Origin of the sequence: Variovorax paradoxus (assembly GCF_029919115.1) — a bacterium.
Taxonomy (GTDB): domain Bacteria; phylum Pseudomonadota; class Gammaproteobacteria; order Burkholderiales; family Burkholderiaceae_C; genus Variovorax; species Variovorax paradoxus_O.
In genome coordinates this window covers 939,392-960,584 of sequence record NZ_CP123990.1, presented here as the reverse complement: position 1 = coordinate 960,584, position 21,193 = coordinate 939,392, and the positions used below count along the sequence as shown (strand labels likewise).

At 66.6% G+C, this 21,193-nt stretch carries 24 protein-coding genes; 12 read left to right on the top strand and 12 right to left on the bottom strand.

The features are described 5' to 3' along the window. Positions 1–3: 3 nt before the first annotated feature. The 5 genes from QHG62_RS04575 to hda all read right to left on the bottom strand — a co-directional run bounded on the left by QHG62_RS04575 (position 4) and on the right by hda (position 4,769). Positions 4–1,014 carry an inorganic phosphate transporter gene (locus tag QHG62_RS04575; protein ID WP_281149657.1) on the bottom strand — a complete coding sequence of 337 codons (1,011 nt, stop codon included), beginning with the start codon at positions 1,012–1,014 and terminating at the stop codon, positions 4–6. 14 nt (positions 1,015–1,028) lie between these two features. Continuing rightward, on the bottom strand, positions 1,029–1,673 hold the full coding sequence (locus tag QHG62_RS04570; RefSeq protein ID WP_021006205.1) for a DUF47 domain-containing protein: 645 nt from the start codon (positions 1,671–1,673) through the stop codon (positions 1,029–1,031). A gap of 118 nt (positions 1,674–1,791) precedes the next feature. Beyond that, positions 1,792–2,439, bottom strand: coding sequence for a 2-amino-4-hydroxy-6-hydroxymethyldihydropteridine diphosphokinase (folK, locus tag QHG62_RS04565; protein WP_348638681.1), 648 nt, complete (start codon positions 2,437–2,439; stop codon positions 1,792–1,794). After that, positions 2,436–4,064, bottom strand: coding sequence for a polynucleotide adenylyltransferase PcnB (pcnB, locus tag QHG62_RS04560; protein WP_281149655.1), 1,629 nt, complete (start codon positions 4,062–4,064; stop codon positions 2,436–2,438). Before pcnB ends, folK begins: the two co-directional genes overlap by 4 nt. Positions 4,065–4,082: 18 nt before the next feature. Continuing rightward, complete coding sequence (hda, locus tag QHG62_RS04555) at positions 4,083–4,769, bottom strand: DnaA regulatory inactivator Hda (protein ID WP_281149654.1); 687 nt, start codon at positions 4,767–4,769, stop codon at positions 4,083–4,085. A gap of 132 nt (positions 4,770–4,901) precedes the next feature. Between hda and purM the strand changes: the two genes are divergently transcribed. The 5 genes from purM (at position 4,902) to QHG62_RS04530 (ending at position 9,328) form a co-directional block, all read left to right on the top strand. Continuing rightward, positions 4,902–5,942 carry a phosphoribosylformylglycinamidine cyclo-ligase gene (gene purM / locus QHG62_RS04550; protein ID WP_281149653.1) on the top strand — a complete coding sequence of 347 codons (1,041 nt, stop codon included), beginning with the start codon at positions 4,902–4,904 and terminating at the stop codon, positions 5,940–5,942. 43 nt (positions 5,943–5,985) lie between these two features. Beyond that, complete coding sequence (locus QHG62_RS04545; protein ID WP_281149652.1) at positions 5,986–7,050, top strand: AI-2E family transporter; 1,065 nt, start codon at positions 5,986–5,988, stop codon at positions 7,048–7,050. A 108-nt stretch (positions 7,051–7,158) separates the two neighbouring features. Beyond that, on the top strand, positions 7,159–7,743 hold the full coding sequence (locus QHG62_RS04540; RefSeq protein WP_281149651.1) for an isochorismatase family protein: 585 nt from the start codon (positions 7,159–7,161) through the stop codon (positions 7,741–7,743). Then, positions 7,740–8,363, top strand: coding sequence for a DJ-1/PfpI family protein (locus QHG62_RS04535; RefSeq protein ID WP_281149650.1), 624 nt, complete (start codon positions 7,740–7,742; stop codon positions 8,361–8,363). The genes QHG62_RS04540 and QHG62_RS04535 overlap by 4 nt, the downstream gene beginning before the upstream one ends. Then, positions 8,333–9,328, top strand: coding sequence for a GlxA family transcriptional regulator (locus QHG62_RS04530; RefSeq protein WP_281149649.1), 996 nt, complete (start codon positions 8,333–8,335; stop codon positions 9,326–9,328). The genes QHG62_RS04535 and QHG62_RS04530 overlap by 31 nt, the downstream gene beginning before the upstream one ends. Positions 9,329–9,346: 18 nt before the next feature. Here QHG62_RS04530 and QHG62_RS04525 read toward each other — a convergent pair whose 3' ends face one another. Continuing rightward, positions 9,347–10,642, bottom strand: coding sequence for an RNA polymerase sigma factor (locus QHG62_RS04525; RefSeq protein WP_281149648.1), 1,296 nt, complete (start codon positions 10,640–10,642; stop codon positions 9,347–9,349). A 44-nt stretch (positions 10,643–10,686) separates the two neighbouring features. Here QHG62_RS04525 and QHG62_RS04520 point away from each other — a divergent pair, with 44 nt between their 5' ends. Next, entirely contained in the window at positions 10,687–11,658 is a 972-nt protein-coding gene (locus QHG62_RS04520; protein ID WP_281149647.1) for a formylglycine-generating enzyme family protein, read from the top strand. Between the two features lie 11 nt (positions 11,659–11,669). Here QHG62_RS04520 and QHG62_RS04515 read toward each other — a convergent pair whose 3' ends face one another. The 5 genes from QHG62_RS04515 to murJ form a co-directional block, all read right to left on the bottom strand. Then, a complete protein-coding gene (locus QHG62_RS04515; protein ID WP_281149646.1) occupies positions 11,670–12,086 on the bottom strand; it encodes a YciI family protein in 417 nt (138 codons plus the stop codon). Between the two features lie 25 nt (positions 12,087–12,111). Beyond that, entirely contained in the window at positions 12,112–12,540 is a 429-nt protein-coding gene (locus tag QHG62_RS04510; RefSeq protein ID WP_281149645.1) for a YciI family protein, read from the bottom strand. Positions 12,541–12,673: 133 nt separating this feature from the next. Continuing rightward, positions 12,674–13,102 (bottom strand): bleomycin resistance protein, encoded by a 429-nt coding sequence (locus QHG62_RS04505; RefSeq protein ID WP_281149644.1) that lies wholly within the window; start codon positions 13,100–13,102, stop codon positions 12,674–12,676. Beyond that, positions 13,102–13,953 (bottom strand): SirB1 family protein, encoded by an 852-nt coding sequence (locus QHG62_RS04500; RefSeq protein WP_157612858.1) that lies wholly within the window; start codon positions 13,951–13,953, stop codon positions 13,102–13,104. The genes QHG62_RS04505 and QHG62_RS04500 overlap by 1 nt, the downstream gene beginning before the upstream one ends. A 128-nt stretch (positions 13,954–14,081) precedes the next feature. Next, complete coding sequence (gene murJ, locus QHG62_RS04495; RefSeq protein WP_281149643.1) at positions 14,082–15,635, bottom strand: murein biosynthesis integral membrane protein MurJ; 1,554 nt, start codon at positions 15,633–15,635, stop codon at positions 14,082–14,084. A gap of 106 nt (positions 15,636–15,741) precedes the next feature. Here murJ and rpsT point away from each other — a divergent pair, with 106 nt between their 5' ends. After that, positions 15,742–16,056, top strand: coding sequence for a 30S ribosomal protein S20 (gene rpsT / locus QHG62_RS04490; protein WP_007831346.1), 315 nt, complete (start codon positions 15,742–15,744; stop codon positions 16,054–16,056). A gap of 137 nt (positions 16,057–16,193) precedes the next feature. Here rpsT and QHG62_RS04485 read toward each other — a convergent pair whose 3' ends face one another. Further along, the gene (locus QHG62_RS04485) at positions 16,194–16,523 is read right to left on the bottom strand and encodes a DUF3579 domain-containing protein (RefSeq protein WP_258504825.1); all 330 of its coding nucleotides are present in this window, start codon (positions 16,521–16,523) and stop codon (positions 16,194–16,196) included. 161 nt (positions 16,524–16,684) lie between these two features. Here QHG62_RS04485 and QHG62_RS04480 point away from each other — a divergent pair, with 161 nt between their 5' ends. From QHG62_RS04480 to kynU, 5 genes are all read left to right on the top strand, one after another. Then, the gene (locus QHG62_RS04480; RefSeq protein WP_281149641.1) at positions 16,685–17,893 is read left to right on the top strand and encodes an aspartate aminotransferase family protein; all 1,209 of its coding nucleotides are present in this window, start codon (positions 16,685–16,687) and stop codon (positions 17,891–17,893) included. Continuing rightward, positions 17,890–18,825, top strand: coding sequence for an ornithine carbamoyltransferase (gene argF / locus QHG62_RS04475; protein WP_281149640.1), 936 nt, complete (start codon positions 17,890–17,892; stop codon positions 18,823–18,825). Before QHG62_RS04480 ends, argF begins: the two co-directional genes overlap by 4 nt. Positions 18,826–18,847: 22 nt before the next feature. After that, positions 18,848–19,156 (top strand): YkgJ family cysteine cluster protein, encoded by a 309-nt coding sequence (locus QHG62_RS04470; protein ID WP_281149639.1) that lies wholly within the window; start codon positions 18,848–18,850, stop codon positions 19,154–19,156. A 74-nt stretch (positions 19,157–19,230) separates the two neighbouring features. Continuing rightward, the gene (kynB, locus tag QHG62_RS04465) at positions 19,231–19,884 is read left to right on the top strand and encodes an arylformamidase (protein ID WP_281149638.1); all 654 of its coding nucleotides are present in this window, start codon (positions 19,231–19,233) and stop codon (positions 19,882–19,884) included. A 10-nt stretch (positions 19,885–19,894) separates the two neighbouring features. Further along, positions 19,895–21,181 carry a kynureninase gene (gene kynU / locus QHG62_RS04460; protein ID WP_281149637.1) on the top strand — a complete coding sequence of 429 codons (1,287 nt, stop codon included), beginning with the start codon at positions 19,895–19,897 and terminating at the stop codon, positions 21,179–21,181. Positions 21,182–21,193 lie beyond the last annotated feature (12 nt).

Below are 21,193 nucleotides of genomic sequence, written 5' to 3'. Positions count from 1 at the left end.
GCCTCAGAAAATCTGCAGGCTGAGCCAGTAGGCAATTGCGGCGACGAACGCGGCCGCGGGAATCGTGAAAATCCACGCCCAGACGATGTTGCCCGCCACACCCCAGCGCACAGCACTCGCACGCTGCGCGGAACCCACGCCGACGATTGCGCCGGTGATGGTGTGGGTGGTCGACACGGGAATGCCCAGTGCAGTCGCCAGGAAGAGCGTGAGCGCACCGCCGGTTTCGGCGCAGAAACCGCCCACGGGCTTGAGCTTGGTGATCTTCTGGCCCATGGTCTTCACGATGCGCCAGCCGCCGAACATGGTGCCCAGGGCAATGGCGGCGTAGCAGCTCACGATGGTCCACGTGGGCGGGCTCGCGTCCGTGGCCGAGGCATAGCCGGTGGCGATCAGCAGCATCCAGATGATGCCGATGGTCTTCTGCGCATCGTTGCCGCCGTGGCCCAGGCTGTAGGCCCCGGCCGAAACCAGCTGCAGCCGCCGGAACCAGCGGTCCACCCGCGACGGGGTTGCGCGCCGGAAGCCCCAGGCCACCACCACCATCATCATCGAACCCAGCACGAACCCGAGGAAGGGTGAAACGAAGATGAACGCCACGGTCTTCCAGATACCGGTGGCCACCAGGCCGCTGGCCCCGGTCTTCGCGATCACGGCGCCCACGATGCCGCCAATCAGCGCGTGCGACGAGCTGCTGGGAATGCCGTAGTACCAGGTCACCAGGTTCCAGCTGATGGCGCCGATGAGCGCGCCGAAGACCACGTGCACATCCACCACCCCGGGCTGGGCAATGCCCTTGCCCACCGTGGCCGCCACGCTCAGGTGGAAGATGAAGATCGCGATCAGGTTGAAGAAGGCCGCGAACAGCACCGCGTGCCCCGGCTTGAGCACGCCGGTCGACACCACGGTGGCGATGGAGTTCGCCGCGTCGTGGAAGCCGTTCATGAAGTCGAAGGCGATCGCGAGCGCGACCAGCAATATCACCACCCAGAGGGCGACCTGAACCGTTGCCATCGATCGCTACCCGTTCAGGAGTTCTCGAGGACGATGCCCTCGATCACATTGGCCACGTCCTCGCATTTGTCGGTAATCGTCTCGAGCAATTCGTAGATTGCCTTGAGCTTGATCACTTCGCGCACGTCGGGCTCCTCGCGGAACAGCTTGCTCATGGCGCTTCGCATCACGCGGTCGGCGTCGGATTCGAGGCGGTCGATTTCCTCGCAGGTCTTCAGCGTGGCCTCGGCCACAGCCGGATCTGCGATCTTGCCGAGAAACTTGACGGCGTCCTTCAGGCGGTCGCAGCACTTCACGCTCAGGGCCGTGAGGCGCACGATCTCGTCGGTCATGTGGCGCACGTCGTACAGCGCCATGGTCTCGGCCGAGTCCTGGATCAGGTCGGCCACGTCGTCCATCGTGTTGATGAGCTTGTGGATCTGCTCGCGGTCGATGGGCGTGATGAAAGTCTTGTGGATGAGCCGGTTGACGTCGTGCGTCACGCGGTCGGCCGCACGCTCGGCATTGTCGACGTCGCGGTTGTACTGCTCACGCAGGTGCACGTCGTTGTAATTGGCCACGAGTTGCTCGAACGCCCGCGCCGCCTCGACGATGCGCTCGGCGTGCTGGTTGAACATCTCGAAAAAATTCCCCTCGCGGGGCAGCAGCTTGCCGAACATGGCGCTCTCCTGGGTTCGCTGTTGCCACAATTGCGTGACAACGTCATGAAAAACCGCGCAAGTGTAATGGGCGGAGCAAAGGCGCCCATTCCACGGGGCTCCAGCCCCTTCCCTGCGCTCAGTCGCGAATTCGCTCGATGACCTGAGAAGACACCCTGGCGAGCGCCGCGCGCGGCACCTTGTCGGGCGCAATTTCGGCAAGCGGCTTCAACACGAAGGCGCGGTCGCGCATGCGGGGGTGCGGCAGGGTCAGCGCGGGGCTGTCCTTGATTGCATTGCCATGCATCAGCAGGTCGAGATCGAGCGTGCGCGGTGCATTGGGAAAAGGCCGCTCGCGGCCGGCCTGCTCTTCGAGCAGATGCAGCTCGGACAGGAACGCCTCGGCGGTGAGCCCGGTCCGGACGGCAACCACGGCGTTGATGAAGTCAGGCCCGGTGGCATCGACCGGCGCGCTGCGGTAAAGCGACGAACGCGCCGTGACCACGGTGCGCTCGATGGCGCCGATGGCGTCCATTGCCGCTTTCACGGCGGCCTGGGCGTCGCCCAGGTTGGCGCCGATGGCGACGAAGGCCTGAACGGTCGGATAGTCCTCGCGCATGCGGCGAGCGGCAGGGCTTCCGAACGCCACCTTGCCCGAAGGCCGGCTGGGCGCGCGCCGCGCGGGCGCGGGCCCGCTCGTGGGCCTGGGCGACGGGCCGCCGCGCGAGGGCGCACGATCGCCGCCGCCGCTCTTCTTGCCGTCCTTCGGCCGGTTTGGTGCGCTCATTCGGCCGCGGCGCTCCCGCCGCCCTCGCCGCCACCACCTCCGGTTCGGGGCTTGCGGCGACGGCGGCGCTTGCGCGGCGCGGCCGCTTCGCCGTCGGGCGGCACGGCACCGGCTTCGACTTCAGTCTCCGCCTCGTCGTCGGCCTGCCGCTGATCGGAGCCGTCCTGCCGCTGGCGCGCCGCCGCCTCGCCGCGGGGCTTTGCCGCCACGGGGTCGCGCGTGCGCACACGCTGCCGGGTCTTTTGTTCGTCGCGCACCTGCTCCAGCAGGTCTTGCCGGCGCAGGTCGTCGGCGGTGCTGAACTCCTGCCACCATTCGGCAATGGCCTCGCTGACCTCGCCCACGTCGGCGCGCAACCGCATGAAGTCGAAGGCGGCGCGAAAACGCGCCTGCTCGACCAGGCTGTAGGGGGTGGAGCCGGTGCGCTTGTCGAAGCGCGGCTGCATCATCCAGATCTCGCGCATGTCACCGGCGAGCTTGCCGCGGCCCGATACGTCGCCGATGCGGGCGTTGAACACGTCGTCGATGGCGTCTTGCAGCGCCGGAAACGGCGGCTGCGGGCGCTGGCCGTGCCGGCCTTCGATGCGCTGTGCCCAGCCATCGCGCACATCGGCCCACAGCACGCAGGCCAGCAGGAAGCTGGGCGCCACGGGCTTGCCTTCGCCCACGCGCCGGTCGGTGTCCTGCAGGGCGGCCTTCACGAAAGGGGAGTCGGCGCGCTCCACCACCACGTCGAGCAGCGGATAGATGCCGGTGACAAGGCCCAGCTTGCGCAGTTGCTCGACAGTGGCAATGGCGTGGCCGGTTTGCAGCAGCTTGAGCATTTCGTCGAACAGCCGGCTTTGCGGCACGTCGGCCAGCAGCTTGCTCGACTCGACCAGCGGGGCCGCCGTCTTGGCTTCCATCTTGAAGCCCAGTGCCGCGAGCTTGGCCGAGAAGCGGATGGCGCGAATGATGCGCACCGGGTCTTCGCGGTAGCGCGTGGCGGGGTCGCCGATCATGCGCAGGGTGAGCTTCTGCGCGTCCTTGATGCCGTTGTGATAGTCGACCACGATCTGGTTGGCCGGGTCGTAGTACATGGCGTTCACCGTGAAGTCGCGGCGGGCCGCGTCTTCTTCCTGCGGGCCCCACACGTTGTCGCGCAGCACGCGGCCGCTGGCGTCCACCGCATGCTTCATGCTCGCAAGTTCGCCCTTGCTGGTGCGCTCGTTGCCGGCCACCTGCTCGGCGGCGGCGTTGTCCATGTAGGCGCGGAAGGTCGAGACCTCGATGACCTCATGCTCGCGGCCCCGGCCGTACACCACGTGCACGATGCGAAAGCGCCGTCCGATGATGAAGGCGCGCCGGAAAAGCGACTTGACCTGCTCCGGCGTGGCATTGGTGGCCACGTCGAAGTCCTTCGGTCGCAGGCCCAGCAGCAGGTCGCGCACCGCGCCGCCCACCACGTAGGCCTCGTAACCCGCCTGCTGGAGCGTGGTAACCACGTTTTTCGCGCGTTCGTCGACCAGGGCCGGATCGATCTTGTGAACCTCCGCAGGCACCTCCTGGCGCTTGCCGAAGCGGCTCTTGCCCTGCGCGCCGCCGGCCGATTTGCCGAGCAGCTTGTCGATGAATTTCTTGATCATTGTTGGTTGAAGCTCTTCTTATTCGTTTTCGAGCATGGATCGGATCAGCGGGATCGTGATCGCGCGCTGTGTCTGCAGGGCATAGCCGTCGAGCTGCGTGAGCAGCTCCATCAGGCTGCCCAGGTCGCGGCTGAAGCGGTGCAGCATGTAGTCGAGCACATCGTCCGACAGCATGACGCCTCGCGCATCGGCCGCCTGGCGCAGCACCGCGCGGCGCTCGCTTTCGCTCAGCACCTGCAGGTGGAACACATGGCCCCACCCGAGCCGGGTGCGAAGGTCTTCGCGCAGCGCCAGGTCTGCCGGCGGCAGTGCCCCGGCGGCCACCACCCCGCGCTGCAGGGTTTGTGCATTGACAAACCAGTTGAAGGCCGCGTGCTGCTGCACGGCGGTGTAGAGGTGCACGTCGTCGAGCAGCACGGCGCCCCAGCGCTCGTCGAACTCGGGCGGCTCCAGCAGGCCGGCGTGCAGCCAGCCCACGCTCGCGCCCTGCTCGCGCAGTGCGACACGCACCGATTCGAGCAGATGGGTCTTGCCGCTGCCGCCTTCGCCCCATAGATAGGTAGGCACAGGAGAGTGCGGCACCGAATTGCCGGCGCCGCCCACCCACAGTTGCAGGTGCCGCAGCGCCGCCTCGTTTGGGCCGGCAAAAAAAGCGTCGAAGCTGGGGCCCGTCGCAATGCCGATATCGAGCGCGAGCTGTTTCATCCCGGGAAGGTTCATGGAAGGGGCCGCTGGGGCCCTTAAAATCGTGAGGAATTCTATCGGCCCGGCCGCTTCGGTTGCCGGCGCCTCCACCTCTTCGCCTCCTTCCCGTCCCTTTCTCGACACCGTCCGACCATGACTTCCCCTACGCCCACCCCGCTCAGCTACAAGGATGCCGGTGTCGATATCGATGCCGGCGACGCCCTGGTCGACCGCATCAAGCCCCTGGCCAAGAAGACCCTGCGCGAAGGCGTGCTGGCCGGCATCGGCGGCTTCGGCGCCCTGTTCGAGGTGCCCAAGCGCTACAAGGAGCCGGTGCTGGTGAGCGGCACCGACGGCGTGGGCACCAAGCTCAAGCTGGCCTTCGAATGGAACATGCACGACACCGTGGGCATCGACCTGGTGGCCATGAGCGTCAACGACGTGCTGGTGCAAGGCGCCGAGCCCTTGTTCTTCCTCGACTACTTCGCCTGCGGCAAGCTCGACGTGGACACGGCCGCGGCCGTGATCGGCGGCATTGCCCGCGGCTGCGAAATCTCGGGCTGCGCGCTGATCGGCGGCGAAACCGCCGAAATGCCTGGCATGTACCCGGCCGGCGAGTACGACCTGGCGGGCTTTGCGGTCGGCGCGGTCGAAAAATCGAAAATCCTCACCGGCCAGAACGTCAAGCCCGGCGACGTGGTGCTGGGCCTGGCCTCGGCCGGCGTGCATTCCAACGGCTTCAGCCTGGTGCGCAAGGTGATCGAACGCGCCGGCGCAGACCTGCCCGCCACGCTCGACGGCAAGCCCTTCCGCCAGGCCGTGATGGAACCCACCCACCTCTATGTGAAGCCGGTGCTCGAGGCGCTGGCCAAGCACCCGATCAAGGCGCTGGCCCACATTACCGGCGGCGGGCTGCTCGAGAACATTCCGCGCGTGCTGCCCGAAGGCACGGCCGCCCACCTCAAGAAGGGCAGCTGGCCGCAGACCGAGCTCTTTGCCTGGCTGCAGAAGGTGGCCGGCATCGGAGACATCGAGATGAACCGCACCTTCAACAACGGCATCGGCATGGTGGTGGTGATCGACGCGGCCGAGGCTGCCGCGTGCGCTGCCACGCTGCGCACGGCCGGCGAAGCGGTGTACGAGATCGGCACCATCGCCGAACGCGGCACCGGCGCCGCGGTGGTGGTCGGCTGATCCCCTCTCCGAGGCTCGCAGCAAGCGCAGCACCCGGACCCTGATGGCCAAACCGCTCGTCGTCAACATCGACACCAAGCCCCAGCCCGCCTCGCGCAACGTGGTGCTGGCCAGCTATCTGCTGATGCCGGCCGCGCTGCTGCTGGTGATGTGGCAGCACCTGCTGCCAGGGCTGCTGTGCGTGTGCATCGGCTTTCTGGCCACGCGATGGTTCGCACGCCTCATCGGCGCCGGTCTTGCGCGGCTCGGGCTGCAGCCGGGCCGCGGCGATGTGCTGGCGCGCATCCTGGCGGTCACTCTGGTGCTGCTGGCGCCCATTGCGCTGATCTCGCTGGGGCTGTCGCAGGCGCGCGAGTACATCCTGGACGCACCCGACCAGTACCGCGAACTGCTCGACTACACGGCCCGTACAGTGCTGGAACTGCGGCTCAAGCTGCCGCCGGAAATTGCGGTGTACCTCCCCGAAGGTGCGGCTGAAGTGCAGCGCGTGGTGGCCAACTACCTGCGGGCGCAGGCCGGCTCGCTGGCTCTGGCCGGGCGGGCCTGGCTGGGTGGGCTGCTGTTCGCCTACGTGGGCCTCATCGTGGGCGGGCTGGCCGCCATTGCACCGCCCCCGCTGCAGCGCCGGCCGCTTTCTGCGCAGCTGTACCGGCGCATCACCATTTTTGGCGAAGCCTTCGGCCAGATCGTTGCGGCGCAGTTCTGGATTGCGGCGTTCAACACCCTGCTGACCGCCATCTTCCTGCTGTTCCTGATGCCGCTCTGGAGCCCTCATCTGCCCTACACGCCGGCGCTCATCACGCTGACCTTCGTGGCGGGCCTGGTGCCCATCGTGGGCAACCTTGTCTGCAATTCGGTCATCACGCTGGTGGCGCTGTCGGTGTCGCCCGTTACGGCCCTGGCCTGCCTGGTGTTCCTGATCATCATTCACAAGGCCGAATACGTGATCAACGCGAAGGTGGTCGGAAGCCGAACGCAGATGCGGGTATGGGAGCTGCTGGCGGTGATGTTCGTGGCCGAGGCGGTGTTCGGCCCGGCCGGGCTGGTGGCGGCGCCGCTTTTCTACGCTTACCTCAAGAAAGAGCTGCAGGCTGCCGGCCTGGTCTAGCTCCGATGTCCTGATTTGATCGGTTCTGGTCCGCTTCGGCGCGGACTGCGGGCTGGCGGCGCCCAAGAATAGGCGGCATCATTCACTCCGCCTTTCGAGCCCATATCCATGAAATCGTGTCTGATAGTGATCGATGCGCAGGAATCATTCCGCCAGCGCGCCTACTGGTCCGAAGATGTTGCCCGCCCCTATTTCGTCGCCCAGAATGCGCTGATCGAAGGCTGCATGGCCGCCGGCGTGCCGATCGTGCGCGTCTTCCACGTCGACGAGCCGGCCGTTGCAAGCCACCCCTTCGCCGTCGAATCGGGCTTGGTGCGGCCAATCGAAGGATTGGCGGCATTCGAGGCCGCTGCCACCTTTACCAAGCATCGCCACAGCGCCCTGGTCAACAGCGGGCTCGACATCTGGCTCACGCAGCAGGGCATCGGCCGGCTTATCGTGAGCGGCATCCGCACCGAGCAATGCTGCGAGACCACCACGCGCCATGCGTCCGACCTGGGCTGGGAGGTCGACTATGTGACCGATGCCACGCTGACCTTCGACATGGTGCAGCCCGATGGCCGCACGCTTGCGGCGGCCGACATCAAGGCCCGCACCGCTGCGGTGCTGGACGGCCGGTTTGCCACCGTCTGCAGCGTGGCGCAGGCGCTCGAACGCGCCGGTGCCACATCCACCGAAGGGGTGGCCGCATGACGTTGCGCGTGCAAATCCTCGCCTATGACGGGGTCGAGGCGCTGGACTTTGCCGGCCCCTTCGAAGTGTTCACCACGGCAAGCCGCGTAAGCCAGCGCCTCGACCCCGGGACGCAGGCCCCGTTCGAGGTCGCTTCCGTGGCACTCGCAAGCGCAGGCCACCCCGTGCAGGCGCGCGCCGGCTTGCGCCTGCTCGCCGACCACGCCTTGGCCGACAGCCCCAGGCCCGACGTGTTGATCGTGCCCGGCGGCGTGGTCGATGCGCCGATGGCAAGCCCTGCCACCCTGCGCTGGATTGCCGAATGCGCAGCCGGCGCACAGCTGGTCGCCTCGGTTTGCACCGGCGTGTTCCTGCTCGCAAAAAGCGGCGTGGTCACGCGCGAGGCCGTCACCACCCATTGGGAAGACATCGCGGACTTGCGCGAACAGTTTCCGCTTCTGGATGTGCGCGAGGGCGAACGCTGGATCGACAGTGGCCGCATCGTCAGCTCCGCGGGCATCAGCGCAGGCGTCGACATGAGCCTGTACCTGGTCGAGCGGCTGGCCGGCCGCGCGCTGGCCGAACGCACGGCGCGCCAGATGGACTACGCATGGAACTCCGGCAACCATCCATCCGCGTAGTGTTCGTGCTGCTGCCGGGCAGCCTGGTGCTCGACTGGGCCGGCCCCGCCGAGGCGTTGCGCATCGCGAACCAGCGGCTGCGTGCCGCGGGCCGGCCCGAGCGCTTCGAGATCGAATTCGCGAGTCCGCGGCCCACCTCGGTCGGCTCGGTGGGTGTCGCGCTTGCCAACCTTGCGCCGTTGCCGGTGCAGTGGCATGGCCCTGCGTGGGTGGTGCTGGTCGGGCTGCCAGGTGACTTCATTCCGATCGACAACCCCGAGACGCAAGACCTGCTGCACTGGCTGCGCGGCCAGCGCTTCGAGCCGGGCAGGCTCGAGCTGATCACCGTCTGCGCCGGTGCCTTGCTGGCGGCGCATGCAGGTGCGCTTTCCGGCCGTCGCGCCACCACGCACCACCATCACCTGGACGAGTTGCGCGCCGTGGAGCCGCGCTGCGACGTGGTCGCCAACCGCGTGTTCGTGATCGACCCGCCGGTCTACAGCAGCGCAGGCGTCACGACCGGCATCGACCTGGTGCTGCACCGCATTGCGGGCGTGTGCGGAGAAGCCCTCGCGGCCCAGGTGGCACAGACAATGGTGGTGGCGCAGCGGCGCGGTCCGCACGACCCGGAGCTTTCGCCCTTTCTGGCCTACCGGAACCATCTGCACGCTGCCCTGCACCGTGTGCAGGACGCCGTCAGCGAGCGGCCGCAGGCCGACTGGAGCGTGCCTCGCATGGCGGAGGTGGCGCACACCTCGGCGCGGCACCTGACGCGGCTGTTCGTGGAGCACGCGGGCGTGGCGCCGCTGGCCTATCTGCGGCGGCTGCGGCTGGCGGCGGCGCAGCTCGCGCTGGCCTCGGGCGCCAGTGTGACGCGGGCGGCGGAAATTTCGGGCTTCGGTTCGGACACGCAACTGCGGCGCGCATGGCACCAGTTTGGGCTGCCGGGCTCGCCCTCGGCCACCGCAACGCTGTCGAAGGCCTGACCCGGAGGGGCGCCAAGCTCAGCTTTCCGGCGAAGTACAGGCGCGGGCGCGCGCCAGCAGCAAGGTTTTCTCGCGCGTATTGCGCGTGAGCGACGCCGCGCGGTCGAACTCCCTGCGCGCCTCGTCGCGGCGGCCGAGCTTGTAAAGCAGGTCGCCTCGCACGGTCGGCAGCAGGTGGTAGCCCTGCAATGCCGGCTCGTTCACAAGCGCATCGACCACTTCCAGCCCCGCGGCTGGCCCGAAGGCCATCGAAAGCGCAACGGCGCGGTTCAGCTCGACGATGGGCGATGGCGACAGCTCGGCCAGTGCGTCGTACAGCGCGGCGATGCGGGGCCAATCTGTCTCTTCCGCGGTGCGCGCACGGCCGTGGCAAGCCGCGATGGCGGCCTGCAGCGCATAGGGGCCGAGCGCGCCGCCCAGCGCCTCCGCGCGAGCCAGTCCGGCCAGGCCGCGGCGGATGAGCATCTGGTCCCAGCGCGCGCGGTTCTGCTCGAGCAGCAACACCGGTTCACCCGACGGCCCCATGCGTGCGGCCGTGCGCGACGCCTGGATTTCCATCAGCGCCACGAGGCCGTGCACCTCCGAGGCGTCCGGCATCAGCTCGGCCACGATGCGCCCCAGGCGCATGGCTTCGTCGCAGAGCGCAGGCCGCATCCAGTCGTCACCGGCCGTGGCCGAATAGCCTTCGTTGAAGATGAGATAGAGCACTTCCAATACCGAGGCGAGCCGCGCCTGAAGTTCGTGCCGGCGCGGCACTTCGAAGGGCACCCGCGCTTCGAGCAACGTGCGCTTGGCCCGCACGATGCGTTGCGCCACGGTGGCCTCGGGCACGAGAAAGGCTCGGGCAATTTCATCGGTCGTGAGGCCGCCCATCAGGCGTAGCGTGAGCGCCACGCGCGCTTCGGTCGAAAGCACCGGGTGGCAGGCGGTAAACACCAGGCGCAGCAGGTCATCGCCTATGTCGTCGTCGATGGCCGCATCCACTGCTTCCGCAAAATCGGCTTGGGCCATTTCATGCCGCGCGTCGAGTTCGCGGCCGATCTCGGGCGCCTTGCGCTCGGCCAATTGGCCATGGCGCAGGCGGTCGAGCGCCCGGCGCTTGGCCACCGCGGTGAGCCAGGCGGCCGGATTGTCCGGCACACCCGATTCTGGCCACTGTTCGAGTGCAGTAACCAGCGCGTCCTGGGCCAACTCTTCCGCCAGCCCTACGTCGCGCACCATGCGCGCGACGGTTGCAATGATCTTTGCCGACTCGATGCGCCACACGGCCTCGATGGTGCGATGCACCGCTTCATGGTTGCCGCCACTGTTCATGTGCGCGCTTCCCCTTTGTCCATTGCTTGCCCTAGCATGCGCACATGAAGCGCTGCCTCCTGATCCTGGCCATGGTCTTCGGCGCCGCCCACGCCGCTGAAGTGGAACGCAACAGCCTCGGCATGGCTTTCGTCAGGCTGCCGGCCGGCGAGTTCCTGATGGGCAGCGACGAGGCGCCCGAATCGCTGGCGCGCGCCTTTCCGCAATTGCCGAAAGCGCGATTCACGCAACTGGACGACGAAGGACCGGTTCACCGGGTGCGCATCACGCGCCCGTTCTGGATGGGCCAGCACGAAGTCACGGTCGGCCAGTTCCGGCGCTTCATCGAAGCCTCGGGCTACATGCCCGAGTCGGTGGCCGACCGAACCGGCGGCTACGGCTGGCGCGCCGACTACGACCCGGCCACTACCCAGCGCGGCGATGCCTTCGAGGGTCGCGACCCACGCTATTCGTGGCGCAACCCGGGCTTTGCGCAAGGCGACGACCACCCGGTGGTCAACGTCACCTGGAACGACGCCACGGCGCTGGCTGCATGGCTGAGCAAGACCGAAGGCCGCCGCTACAGGCTGCCCACCGAGGCCGAATGGGAGTACGCGTGCCGCGCCGGCACCCGCAGCCGCTACAGCCCGGGTGACGAACCCCGGTCGCTGCTGGGCGCGGCCAACGTGTTCGATGCCAACAGCGCCCGGTACTGGCCACGTTGGCAACCCATGGCGATGGACGGCGACGATGGCTACGCCTTCACCGCGCCGGTCGGCAGCTTTGCGCCGAACCCCTGGGGCCTCTACGACATGCACGGCAATGCGTGGGAGTGGGTGGCCGATTGGCATGGCGATAAATACTACGCGCAGTCGCCAGTCGACGACCCGCAGGGCCCCGCCGATGGCCAAGTGCGGGTGCGCCGCGGCGGCTCGTGGCACACCTGGGCCTTTTATGCCCGCGCGGCCTACCGCAACTGGAACGCACCGGACACACGCTACACGCTGGTGGGCATCCGGCTGGCGCGGGAAGACTGAGCCATGAAGGCCTATCTCTTGAGGGCCTGCATCGACGCCAGCTCGGTGGTCAAGGCCTGCACGTCGGGCGGGTAGTCGGCAATTTCCTGGATCTGGCGGACTTCGATGACCTCGTTCTCGCCGCCGGGGCAGCGGGTGGCCCACTCGATGGCATCGGCGCGCGAAGGCACGTCGATGATCCAGTAGCCGCCGAGCACTTCCTTGGCTTCGGCAAAGGGGCCGTCCACCACCTTGGGCTTGCGGCCCGGAAAGCTCACGCGCGCGCCCATCGAGGGCGGGTGCAGGCCGTCGCAGCTGATCAGGATGCCGGCTTTCTGCATCGACTCGTTGTAGGCCATCATGGCCCCGACTGCCTCGACGTCGTCTGGAATGGTGCCGGGGGCGGCGGTTTCGTAGCCGTGGGGAATCATCAGCAACATGAAGCGCATGGCAGGTCTCCTGATGCGGTTTTGTTCAGTTGCCGGTCTTGGTACGGGCTTCGGTCTCGGCGCGCAGGCGGTCTTCCTGCGCCAGCAGCTCGGGTGTCATGGAGTCGCCGAAATCGGAAGCCTCGAACACCTGGCGGATCTCGATCTCGCCCTCCTGGAACGGGCTGCGCTTGATCCATTCGATGGCTTCTTCCTTCGACTTGACCTGGAGCAGCCAGAAGCCCGCCAGCAGCTCCTTCGTCTCGGCAAAGGGGCCGTCGATCACCGTTCGCTTCAGGCCTTCGCAGCGCACGCGCGCGCCCTTGGAGGAAGGATGCAACCCTTCGCCTGCCAGCAGCACGCCGGCCTTGACCAGCTCCTCGTTGAACTTGCCCATGGCCGTGAGCACTTCGGTGCTGGGCATCACGCCCGCTTCGGAATCCTTGTTCGCCTTGACCAGAACCATGAATCGCATGTCGTTTCTCCTGAAGGTTGTTGAATGAAGCCGGAGGCGTTGAAAACTGCGCGCTCCTGTTCACACGTCGGACGAGCGGAAGCCGGATCGACACGTTGGCGCCGCTCCATTTGTAATTTTATGTATCAGGAATTCAGGGCAGATAGCCGCAAAAGCGGAGGACATGTCCGTCGGGTTCGCGGATCGCGAATTCACGCAGGCCCCAGGGCTGCGACGTGGGAGGTTCGACGATGGTGACGCCGCGCTTCACGTAAGCGGCGTGCAACCCGTCGATGTCCTTGCCCACGTGGATCACGATTTCGCCGCGCCAAGGCACGGCGTCTCGCGTGTTGCACTGCCACAGGCGCAGGTAGACCGGATCGCCATAGGTTCGGTCGCCCTTTTTTACCCGCGCATAGCTGGGCGGCTCGCCGGCGATGAAGTCGAGCTCGAAACCCAATATGTCCCGAAACCAGCGCGCGGCGCGGGTCACGTCGGACACCGGCAGCACCGGCTGCACGCCATGGAATTCGTGAAGCGTGCCGAGATCGGAGGCGTCGGCAACGCCGTTCCGGGCGCTCATCAGTTGGCCGCTCGGCGCAAGGCGGCCACCCGCTCCGCGATGACGTCGACGTCCAGCGCGTCTTCCGCATGCTCCAGGTAGGTTTCCAGGTCGCGCACCGCGGCGGCGGTGTTGCCCTGCTCGGCATGTGCGATGCCGCGGTCGCGGTACTCGCCCCAGGCGGTGGGCAGCAGCGCAATGAGGCGGTCCTGCACGGCAATGGCCCGTTGCCAGTCTTCCTGGGCGCGGTGCACTTCCTTCAGGTTGCGCAGCATGCGGCCGATGATTTCGCGCGAGCTGGCCGGCTGGAGATAAAGGCCCAGCGGCACGTCGAAATCGCCGACCAGCCCGTTGCTGCGCTTGTACGGCTCGAGCCGCTCGCCGAGTTCTTCGCGCGAGAGCGACTTGCCGGTGAAGGGATCGATGACCACCTGCCCCTTCGGCAGCGTGACCTTGAGCATGAAGTGCCCCGGAAAACCGATGCCGCGCGCCTGCAGGCCCAGGCCCTGCGCGAGTTCCATCCACAGCACCGCCAGCGAAATGGGGATGCCGCGGCGCGTGCGCAGGACGGCGTTCAGGTAGCTGTTGTCGGGGTCGTAGTAGTCGTTGACGTTGCCGCCGAAGTTCAGGTCGTTGAAGAAGAACTGGTTGAGCGCGCGCAGCCGGGCAAGCGGCGCGGCGTCTGCGGGCAGCCGGCGCTTGAGGCGGGCCAGCAGCTGATCGACATCGCCGAGCACCTGCTGCACGTCGAGGTCGGGGTATTCGTCCTGCGCAAGGCTGGCGGCTGCCTCGAGCAGCGGAAAGTGGTCGTCGCTCTGCACCAGCGACTCGAAATACGCCAGTGCCGTGGGAACCTGAAAGCTGAACGTCATGTGTCTTTGTAGAGGAGCATTCGGGGAGCGTCAAGGCGGTGTTTTCAGCTTGCGCAATACGAAAACACCCGCTGCCGCAGCGGTGGTGCCGGCCTGGCCCTTGCTGTCGGAATCTGTTCCGTCTTGCTCTAGCGGCGCATGAAACTGCGCAGCCGCACGCCCACCGCAGCCAGCACCGCAAAGTACAGCAGCCCGGCGCCAGCAATCAACGCTGCAAGCAGGGCGATGCGGTGCAAGCGCTGTGCACGCAGGCCGATCCAGTCGAAATAGTACGAGCCCCAGGCCAGCAAGGCGGCCAGCACCAGCGTGGCCGCCGCCACCTGCAGGATGAACTTGCCCCAGCCCGGCTCCGGCTTGTAGCTGCCGCGCCGGATCAAGCCCACCAGCAGCCAGATGGCGTTGACCACCGCGCCAAGGCCGATGGTCAGCGTGAGTGCGGCGTGCTGCAGCACCGGCACCAGAAAGACATTGAGCAACTGGGTCAGCACCAGCACCGACACGGCAATGATCACCGGCGTGCGCATGTCGTATCTGGCGTAATAGCCCGGCGCAAGCACCTTGATGGCCACGATGCCGACCAGCCCCACACCGTAGCCCATCAATGCCAGCGTGGTGCGCTTCACGTCTTCGGCACCGTAGGCCCCGTTGTGGAAAAGCACCGCGACCAGCGGCTGCGAAAACAGCAGTAGCGCAATGGCGCACGGCGCCGAGAGCAGCACCACCAGCCGCAGGCCCCAGTCGAGCAGGGCAGAATAACGCTCGTCGTCCTTGGCGGCGCGCGCGCCGGCCAGCTGCGGCATCAGCACCACGCCAAGCGCAACGCCGAGCATCGCGGTGGGAAACTCCATCAGCCTGTCGGCATTGACCACCCAGGTGACGCTTCCGGTGGCAAGGTGAGAGGCGATCTGCGTATTGATGAGCAGCGAAATCTGCGCCACGCTCACGCCCAGCAAGGCGGGCAGCATGAGCTTCAGCACCTTGCGCGTGGTCGGGTCGGTCCAGGCGGCGCGCAGTGCGCCAAAGCTCGCGCCGATGCGCGGCATCAGGCCCAGCGCGCGCAGCGCGGGCACCTGCAGCGCCAGCTGCAGCACGCCGCCGAGCAGCACCCCGGCGCACTGCGCATAGATCGGCTCGATGCCGTAGCGCCTGAAAAGCGGCGCACCGACTGTGATGGCAAGAATCAATGAAAGATTGAGCAGCACGGGCGAGGCGGCCGGCACCGCGAACTTGCGCCACGTGTTCAGCACCCCGCCCGCCAGCGCCACGAGCGACATGAAGCCGATGTAGGGGAACATCCAGCGCGTCATGACCACGGCCGCGTCGAAGCCCTCCAACCCGCTGGCCATGGCCCACACCAGCCAGGGCGCTCCGACCACGCCGGCCGCGCACACAAGCACCAGCGCCCAGGTGAGCAGCGTGGCCACATGGTCGATCAGCGCCTTGGCGCCCTCTTCACCGGCCTCGGTCTTGTGCCCGGCCAGCACCGGAACAAAAGCCTGGCTGAAAGCGCCTTCGCCGAAAACCCGCCGGAACAGGTTGGGAATGCGAAAGGCGACGTTGAAGGCGTCGGTCAGGGCGCTGACGCCGAACACCGAGGCAAAAAGCACGTCGCGCACGAGGCCCGTGATCCGCGATGCGAGCGTCAGAAGGGAAACGGTGGAGGCGGATTTGAGCAGTGACACGGGGCGAGTGTAGGGCCCGGCAAGCCCCCGATTCGGCGAAAAACCCAACCCGGCCTATAATGGAGGGCTTTGCTGCATCATCCTCAGACACCTAAGGAACTAAATCATGGCATCCGCCAAGCCCAAGAAAAAGAACCCGCGCCTCGCCTCCGGCCGTAAGCGCGTCCGCCAGGACACCAAGCTCAACGCTGCGAACACCTCGCTGCGCTCCAAATACCGCACCGCCGTGAAGAACGTCGAAAAGGCCGTTCTGGCCGGCGACAAGACCAAGGCAAGCGAACTCTTCGCGAAGGCCCAGAGCATCGTCGACACCGTCGCCGACAAGGGCATCTTCCACAAGAACAAGGCAGCTCGCGACAAGAGCCGCCTGTCGGCGAAGGTCAAGGCCCTCGCCCTCGCGCCTGAAAAGGCAGCCGCCTGACACCTGTCAGGCAAGCCCGGATCGGAATTCTCCGGTCCGCCGTTTGATCGGGGTGCGCTGCAGCAAAGTGTAAAAAACCGCCTTCGGGCGGTTTTTTCATGGGCGATCGCTTTGTGGAAAAAGCAGGGCCGGCCGGCTCAGGTCTTGGGCGGTGCGCCGGGCGCGTCGGGAACCAGGCAAGCCTCGGCCACCTGCAGGTCGTTGTCGCGCGCAAAATTGACGCAGAAGTCCCAGGCCATGGGCTCGGCATCGCGCAGGGCCCGGTTCACGACCACGCACTTCACGCCGTTGATGGTGGTGGGAACGCACCACGGCGAATAGCTCAGGTGGCTTCCGGGATAGGCGCCCCCAGGACGAAAAGAGCACATGACGCCGGCCAGCCGCTCGGCCCAGTCGCTCGGGCGAAAAGTCCGGCCATCATGGGTGATGCCCTGGATGAAGATTTCTTTGGCAGTGGGGGAAATCATCGTTGAATGAGGCGCCCGCAGGCAGGTGCTGCGGTGCAGCAAGAGATTCTATCCGCGCCACTTTGCTGCCCGGCCCAAGGGCATTGCTGTAATGCGGAATCCTCAATGAAGCTGTCGAACCGGACGCCTAGAATCCGCGGTTCCCTATCTGGAGAACCCGAATGAGCGCTACCGCCCAGCCCACCTCGCCCCACGTCATGAACACCTACGGTCGCCTGCCGATCGCGCTGTCGCACGGCCAGGGCTGCCGAGTCTGGGACACCTCGGGCAAGGCGTACCTCGACGGCCTTGGCGGCATTGCCGTGAACACGCTGGGCCACAACCACCCCGAGCTGGTGCCGGCGCTGCAGGACCAGATCAGCAAGCTGATCCACAGCTCCAACTACTACCACGTGCCCGGCCAGGAGCAGCTTGCCACCAAGCTGACCGAGCTTTCGGGCCTGACCAACGCCTTTTTCTGCTGCACCGGCCTGGAGGCCAACGAAGCCGCGCTGAAGCTCGCGCGCAAGTTCGGCCACGACAAGGGCATCGAGCGGCCCGAAATCGTGGTTTACGAGGCCGCCTTCCATGGCCGCAGCATCGCCACCCTGTCGGCCACAGGCAACCCGAAGGTGCAGGCAGGTTTCGGTCCGCTGGTCGAGGGCTTCATCCGCGTGCCGCTGAACGACATCCAGGCACTCAAGAAGGCCACCGAAGGCAACCCCAACGTGGTGGCCGTGTTCTTCGAAACCATCCAGGGCGAAGGCGGCATCAACCCGATGCGCTGGGAGTACCTGAAGCAGGTCCGCGCCCTGTGCGACGAGCGCGACTGGCTCATGATGATCGACGAAGTGCAATGCGGCATGGGCCGCACCGGCAAGTGGTTTGCGCACCAGTGGGCCGGCATCAAGCCCGACGTGATGCCGCTGGCCAAGGGCCTGGGCTCGGGCGTGCCGATCGGCGCAGTTGTGGCCGGCCCCAAGGCCGCCAACATCTTCGGCCCGGGCAACCACGGCACCACCTTCGGCGGCAATCCGCTCGCCATGCGTGCCGGCATCGAGACCATCCGCATCATGGAAGAGCACAAGCTGCTCGAAAACGCCGCCACGGTTGGCGAGCACCTGAAGAGCGCGCTGCAGCGCGAAATCGGCGGCCTTCCCGGCGTGAAGGAAATCCGCGGCCAGGGCCTGATGCTGGGCATCGAGCTCGACCGGCCCTGCGGCGTCATCCTGAACCGCGCCTGCGATGCCGGCCTGCTGCTGAGCGTGACGGCCGACAAGGTGATCCGCCTCGTGCCGCCGCTCATCCTGAGCATTGCCGAGGCCGACGAAATCGTCGCCATCCTCGCGCCCATCGTGAAAACCTTCCTGTCGGAGCCAGCAGCGCAATGACGACCGCCGCCACGCCCAACGCCATCCGCCACTACCTGCAGTTCTCGGACTTCACGGCCGACGAGTACGCCTATCTTTTCGATCGCATGGCGATCATCAAGAAGAAGTTCAAGACCTACGAAAAGCACCAGCCGCTGACCGACCGCACGCTGGCGATGATCTTCGAAAAGGCCAGCACACGCACCCGCGTGAGCTTCGAGGCGGGCATGTACCAATTGGGCGGCAGCGTGGTTCACCTGACCACCGGCGACAGCCAGCTTGGCCGCGCCGAGCCCATCGAGGACAGCGCCAAGGTGATCAGCCGCATGGTCGACCTGGTGATGATCCGCACCTACGAGCAGACCAAGATCGATACTTTCGCGGCGCATTCGCGCGTGCCGGTGATCAACGGCCTGACCAACGAGTTCCATCCCTGCCAGATCCTTGCGGACATCTTCACCTACATCGAGCACCGCGGCTCGATCCAGGGGAAGACGGTGGCCTGGGTGGGCGACGGCAACAACATGGCCAACACCTGGCTGCAGGCGAGCGAGATCCTCGGCTTCAAGGTGCATGTGAGCACGCCCAGCGGCTACGAAGTCGACCAGTCGGTGGCGGGCCTCCGTTCGGCCGACAGCTACGAGGTCTTCAAGGACCCGATGGAAGCCTGCCGCGGCGCCGACCTTGTCACCACCGACGTCTGGACCAGCATGGGCTACGAGTCCGAGAACGAGGCTCGCCGCAAGGCCTTTGCCGACTGGTGCGTCGACGAGGACATGATGCGCGTCGCCCAGCCCGACGCCCTCTTCATGCACTGCCTGCCCGCCCACCGCGGAGAAGAAGTGCAGGCCGAAGTCATCGACGGCCCGCAGTCGGTGGTGTGGGACGAGGCCGAGAACCGGCTCCATGCGCAAAAAGCGCTGATGGAATTCTTGCTGCTCGGCAGGCTCTGAAAAAAACTGAAGGCGCGGCCGCGTGTCTCATTGCCAGCAATGCGGCGCCTGCTGCGCCAGCTACCGCGTCGACTTCAGCGTCCACGAGCTCGACGACAACGGCGGCAAGGTGCCCTCGGGCCTTGCCGTCGAAGTGAACGACGCCCTGTGCCGCATGCGCGGCACCGACCACACGCCGATGCGCTGCGCTGCGCTGACCGGCAAGGTCGGGCAGTCGGTAGCCTGCGGCATCTACGAGTGGCGGCCGAATCCGTGCCACGAGCTGCAAGCCGGCAGCGACGCCTGCGAGCGCGCACGCGCCAGGCACGGGCTGCCAGCCCTGCTCTCCTGAGCCGATCATCTCGTCACGTTGTGTGTTGGAAATAACCGACACCACGACCCCGCTCCCGGCGCTAACTTTGCGCCATGCGTTCTTTGCAAGCTCAACCCCGCATCTGGGACATTTCGCCGCCGGTGCATGAAGGCGCGCCGGTGTTTCCCGGCGACACGCCCTACCAGCAGCGATGGGCCGCAACCATTTCGCCGGATTGCCCGGTGAATGTCAGCGAGATCAAGCTCTCGCCGCACATCGGCGCGCATGCGGATGCGCCCCTGCACTACGACCCCGAAGGCCAGACCATCGGCCAAGTCGACCTTGCGCCCTTTCTGGGCACTTGCCGCGTGATTCACGCCATCGCCAAGGGCCCGCTGATCGAATGGGAGCACATCTCCCACGCCATTACCAGCCAGTTGCCGCAGCGCGTGCTGGTGCGCACCTATGCCACCATGCCCGTCGGCCATTGGGACCCGCAGCTCGCAGCGTATGCACCTTCCACCGTCGAGCGCCTGGCGGCCATGGGCGTGAAGCTCATCGGCATCGACACGGCCAGCATCGACCCGGCCGACAGCAAGACGCTGGAAAGCCATCAGCGCATCCGCCGCCTCGACCTGCGCGTGCTCGAGAACCTTGTGCTCGACGACGTGCCCGAAGGCGACTACGAACTCATCGCGCTGCCGCTCAAGCTGGTCAGCGCCGATGCCTCTCCCGTTCGCGCCGTGCTGCGCGAACTTCCACGCTGAAACCCACCCAATGACGACCCTTGAAGACTGCCGCGCGCTAGACGCGCAAGACCCGCTGCGCTCGCTGCGCGACCAATTCACCCTGCCCGATGGCGTGATCTACCTCGACGGCAACTCGCTCGGCGTGCTGCCCAAGGCCGCGCCGGCACGCATCGCCCAGGTCGTTGCGGAGGAGTGGGGCCAGGGCCTGATCCGTTCGTGGAACACGGCCAGCTGGTTCGACCTGCCGCAGCGCCTCGGCGACAAGGTGGCCCGGCTGATCGGCGCCGCACCCGGCGAAGTGGTGTGCACCGACAGCACCTCGGTCAATCTCTACAAGGTGCTCTTTGCGGCGCTTTCGCAGCAAAAGGACAGCGGCCGCAAGCTGGTGATCAGCGAGCGCAGCAACTTTCCGACCGACCTCTACATTGCCGAGTCCCTGTGCCGCGAGCGCGGCTTCACGCTCAAGCTCATCGAAGCGAACGAGCTGCAAGGCCCCGGCTCGGTGCTGACCGACGAAGTGGCCGTGCTGATGCTCACGCACGTGAACTACCGCACTGGCGCCATGCACGACATGAAGGCCACCACCGCCGCAGCGCACGCCGCAGGCGCCCTCACGGTGTGGGACTTGGCGCACTCCGCAGGCGCCGTACCGGTTGCGCTGAATGAAAGCAATGCCGACTACGCCATCGGCTGCGGCTACAAGTACCTGAACGGCGGCCCCGGCGCGCCGGCCTTCGTGTGGGTTCATACGCGGCATGCGGGCAAGTTCGAGCAACCGTTGTCGGGCTGGTGGGGCCATGCGGCGCCTTTCGAATTCACGCCGCACTACCGGCCAGCGCCGGGCGTGGGCCGCTACCTTTGCGGCACGCAACCGATCATCGCTCTGGCGGGGCTCGAATGCGGGTTGGACACCGTGCTTGCGGCCGAGGCATTCGACGGCGGCAAGGGCGGCATGGCCGCACTGCGTGCCAAGTCGCTCGCGCTCACCGATCTTTTCATTGCGCTCGTTGAAGAGCGCTGCGCGGGCCAGGGGCTTTCGCTCGTCACGCCGCGCGAACATGCGCGCCGCGGCTCGCAGGTATGCCTGAGCCGCAGCGAAGGTGCCTACGCGATCGTGCAGGCGCTGATTGCGCGCGGTGTGATCGGCGACTACCGCGCAGGCGATTCGCAAATGCCCGACATATTGCGATTCGGCTTCACGCCCCTGTACCTCGGCTTCGAGGATGTGTGGAACTCCGTCGAGCACCTTGTGCAGGTGCTGGAGGCGGGCGAGTGGCAGCGCGAAGAATTCAACCGCAAGAACGCAGTGACCTGAGCAGCACGTACC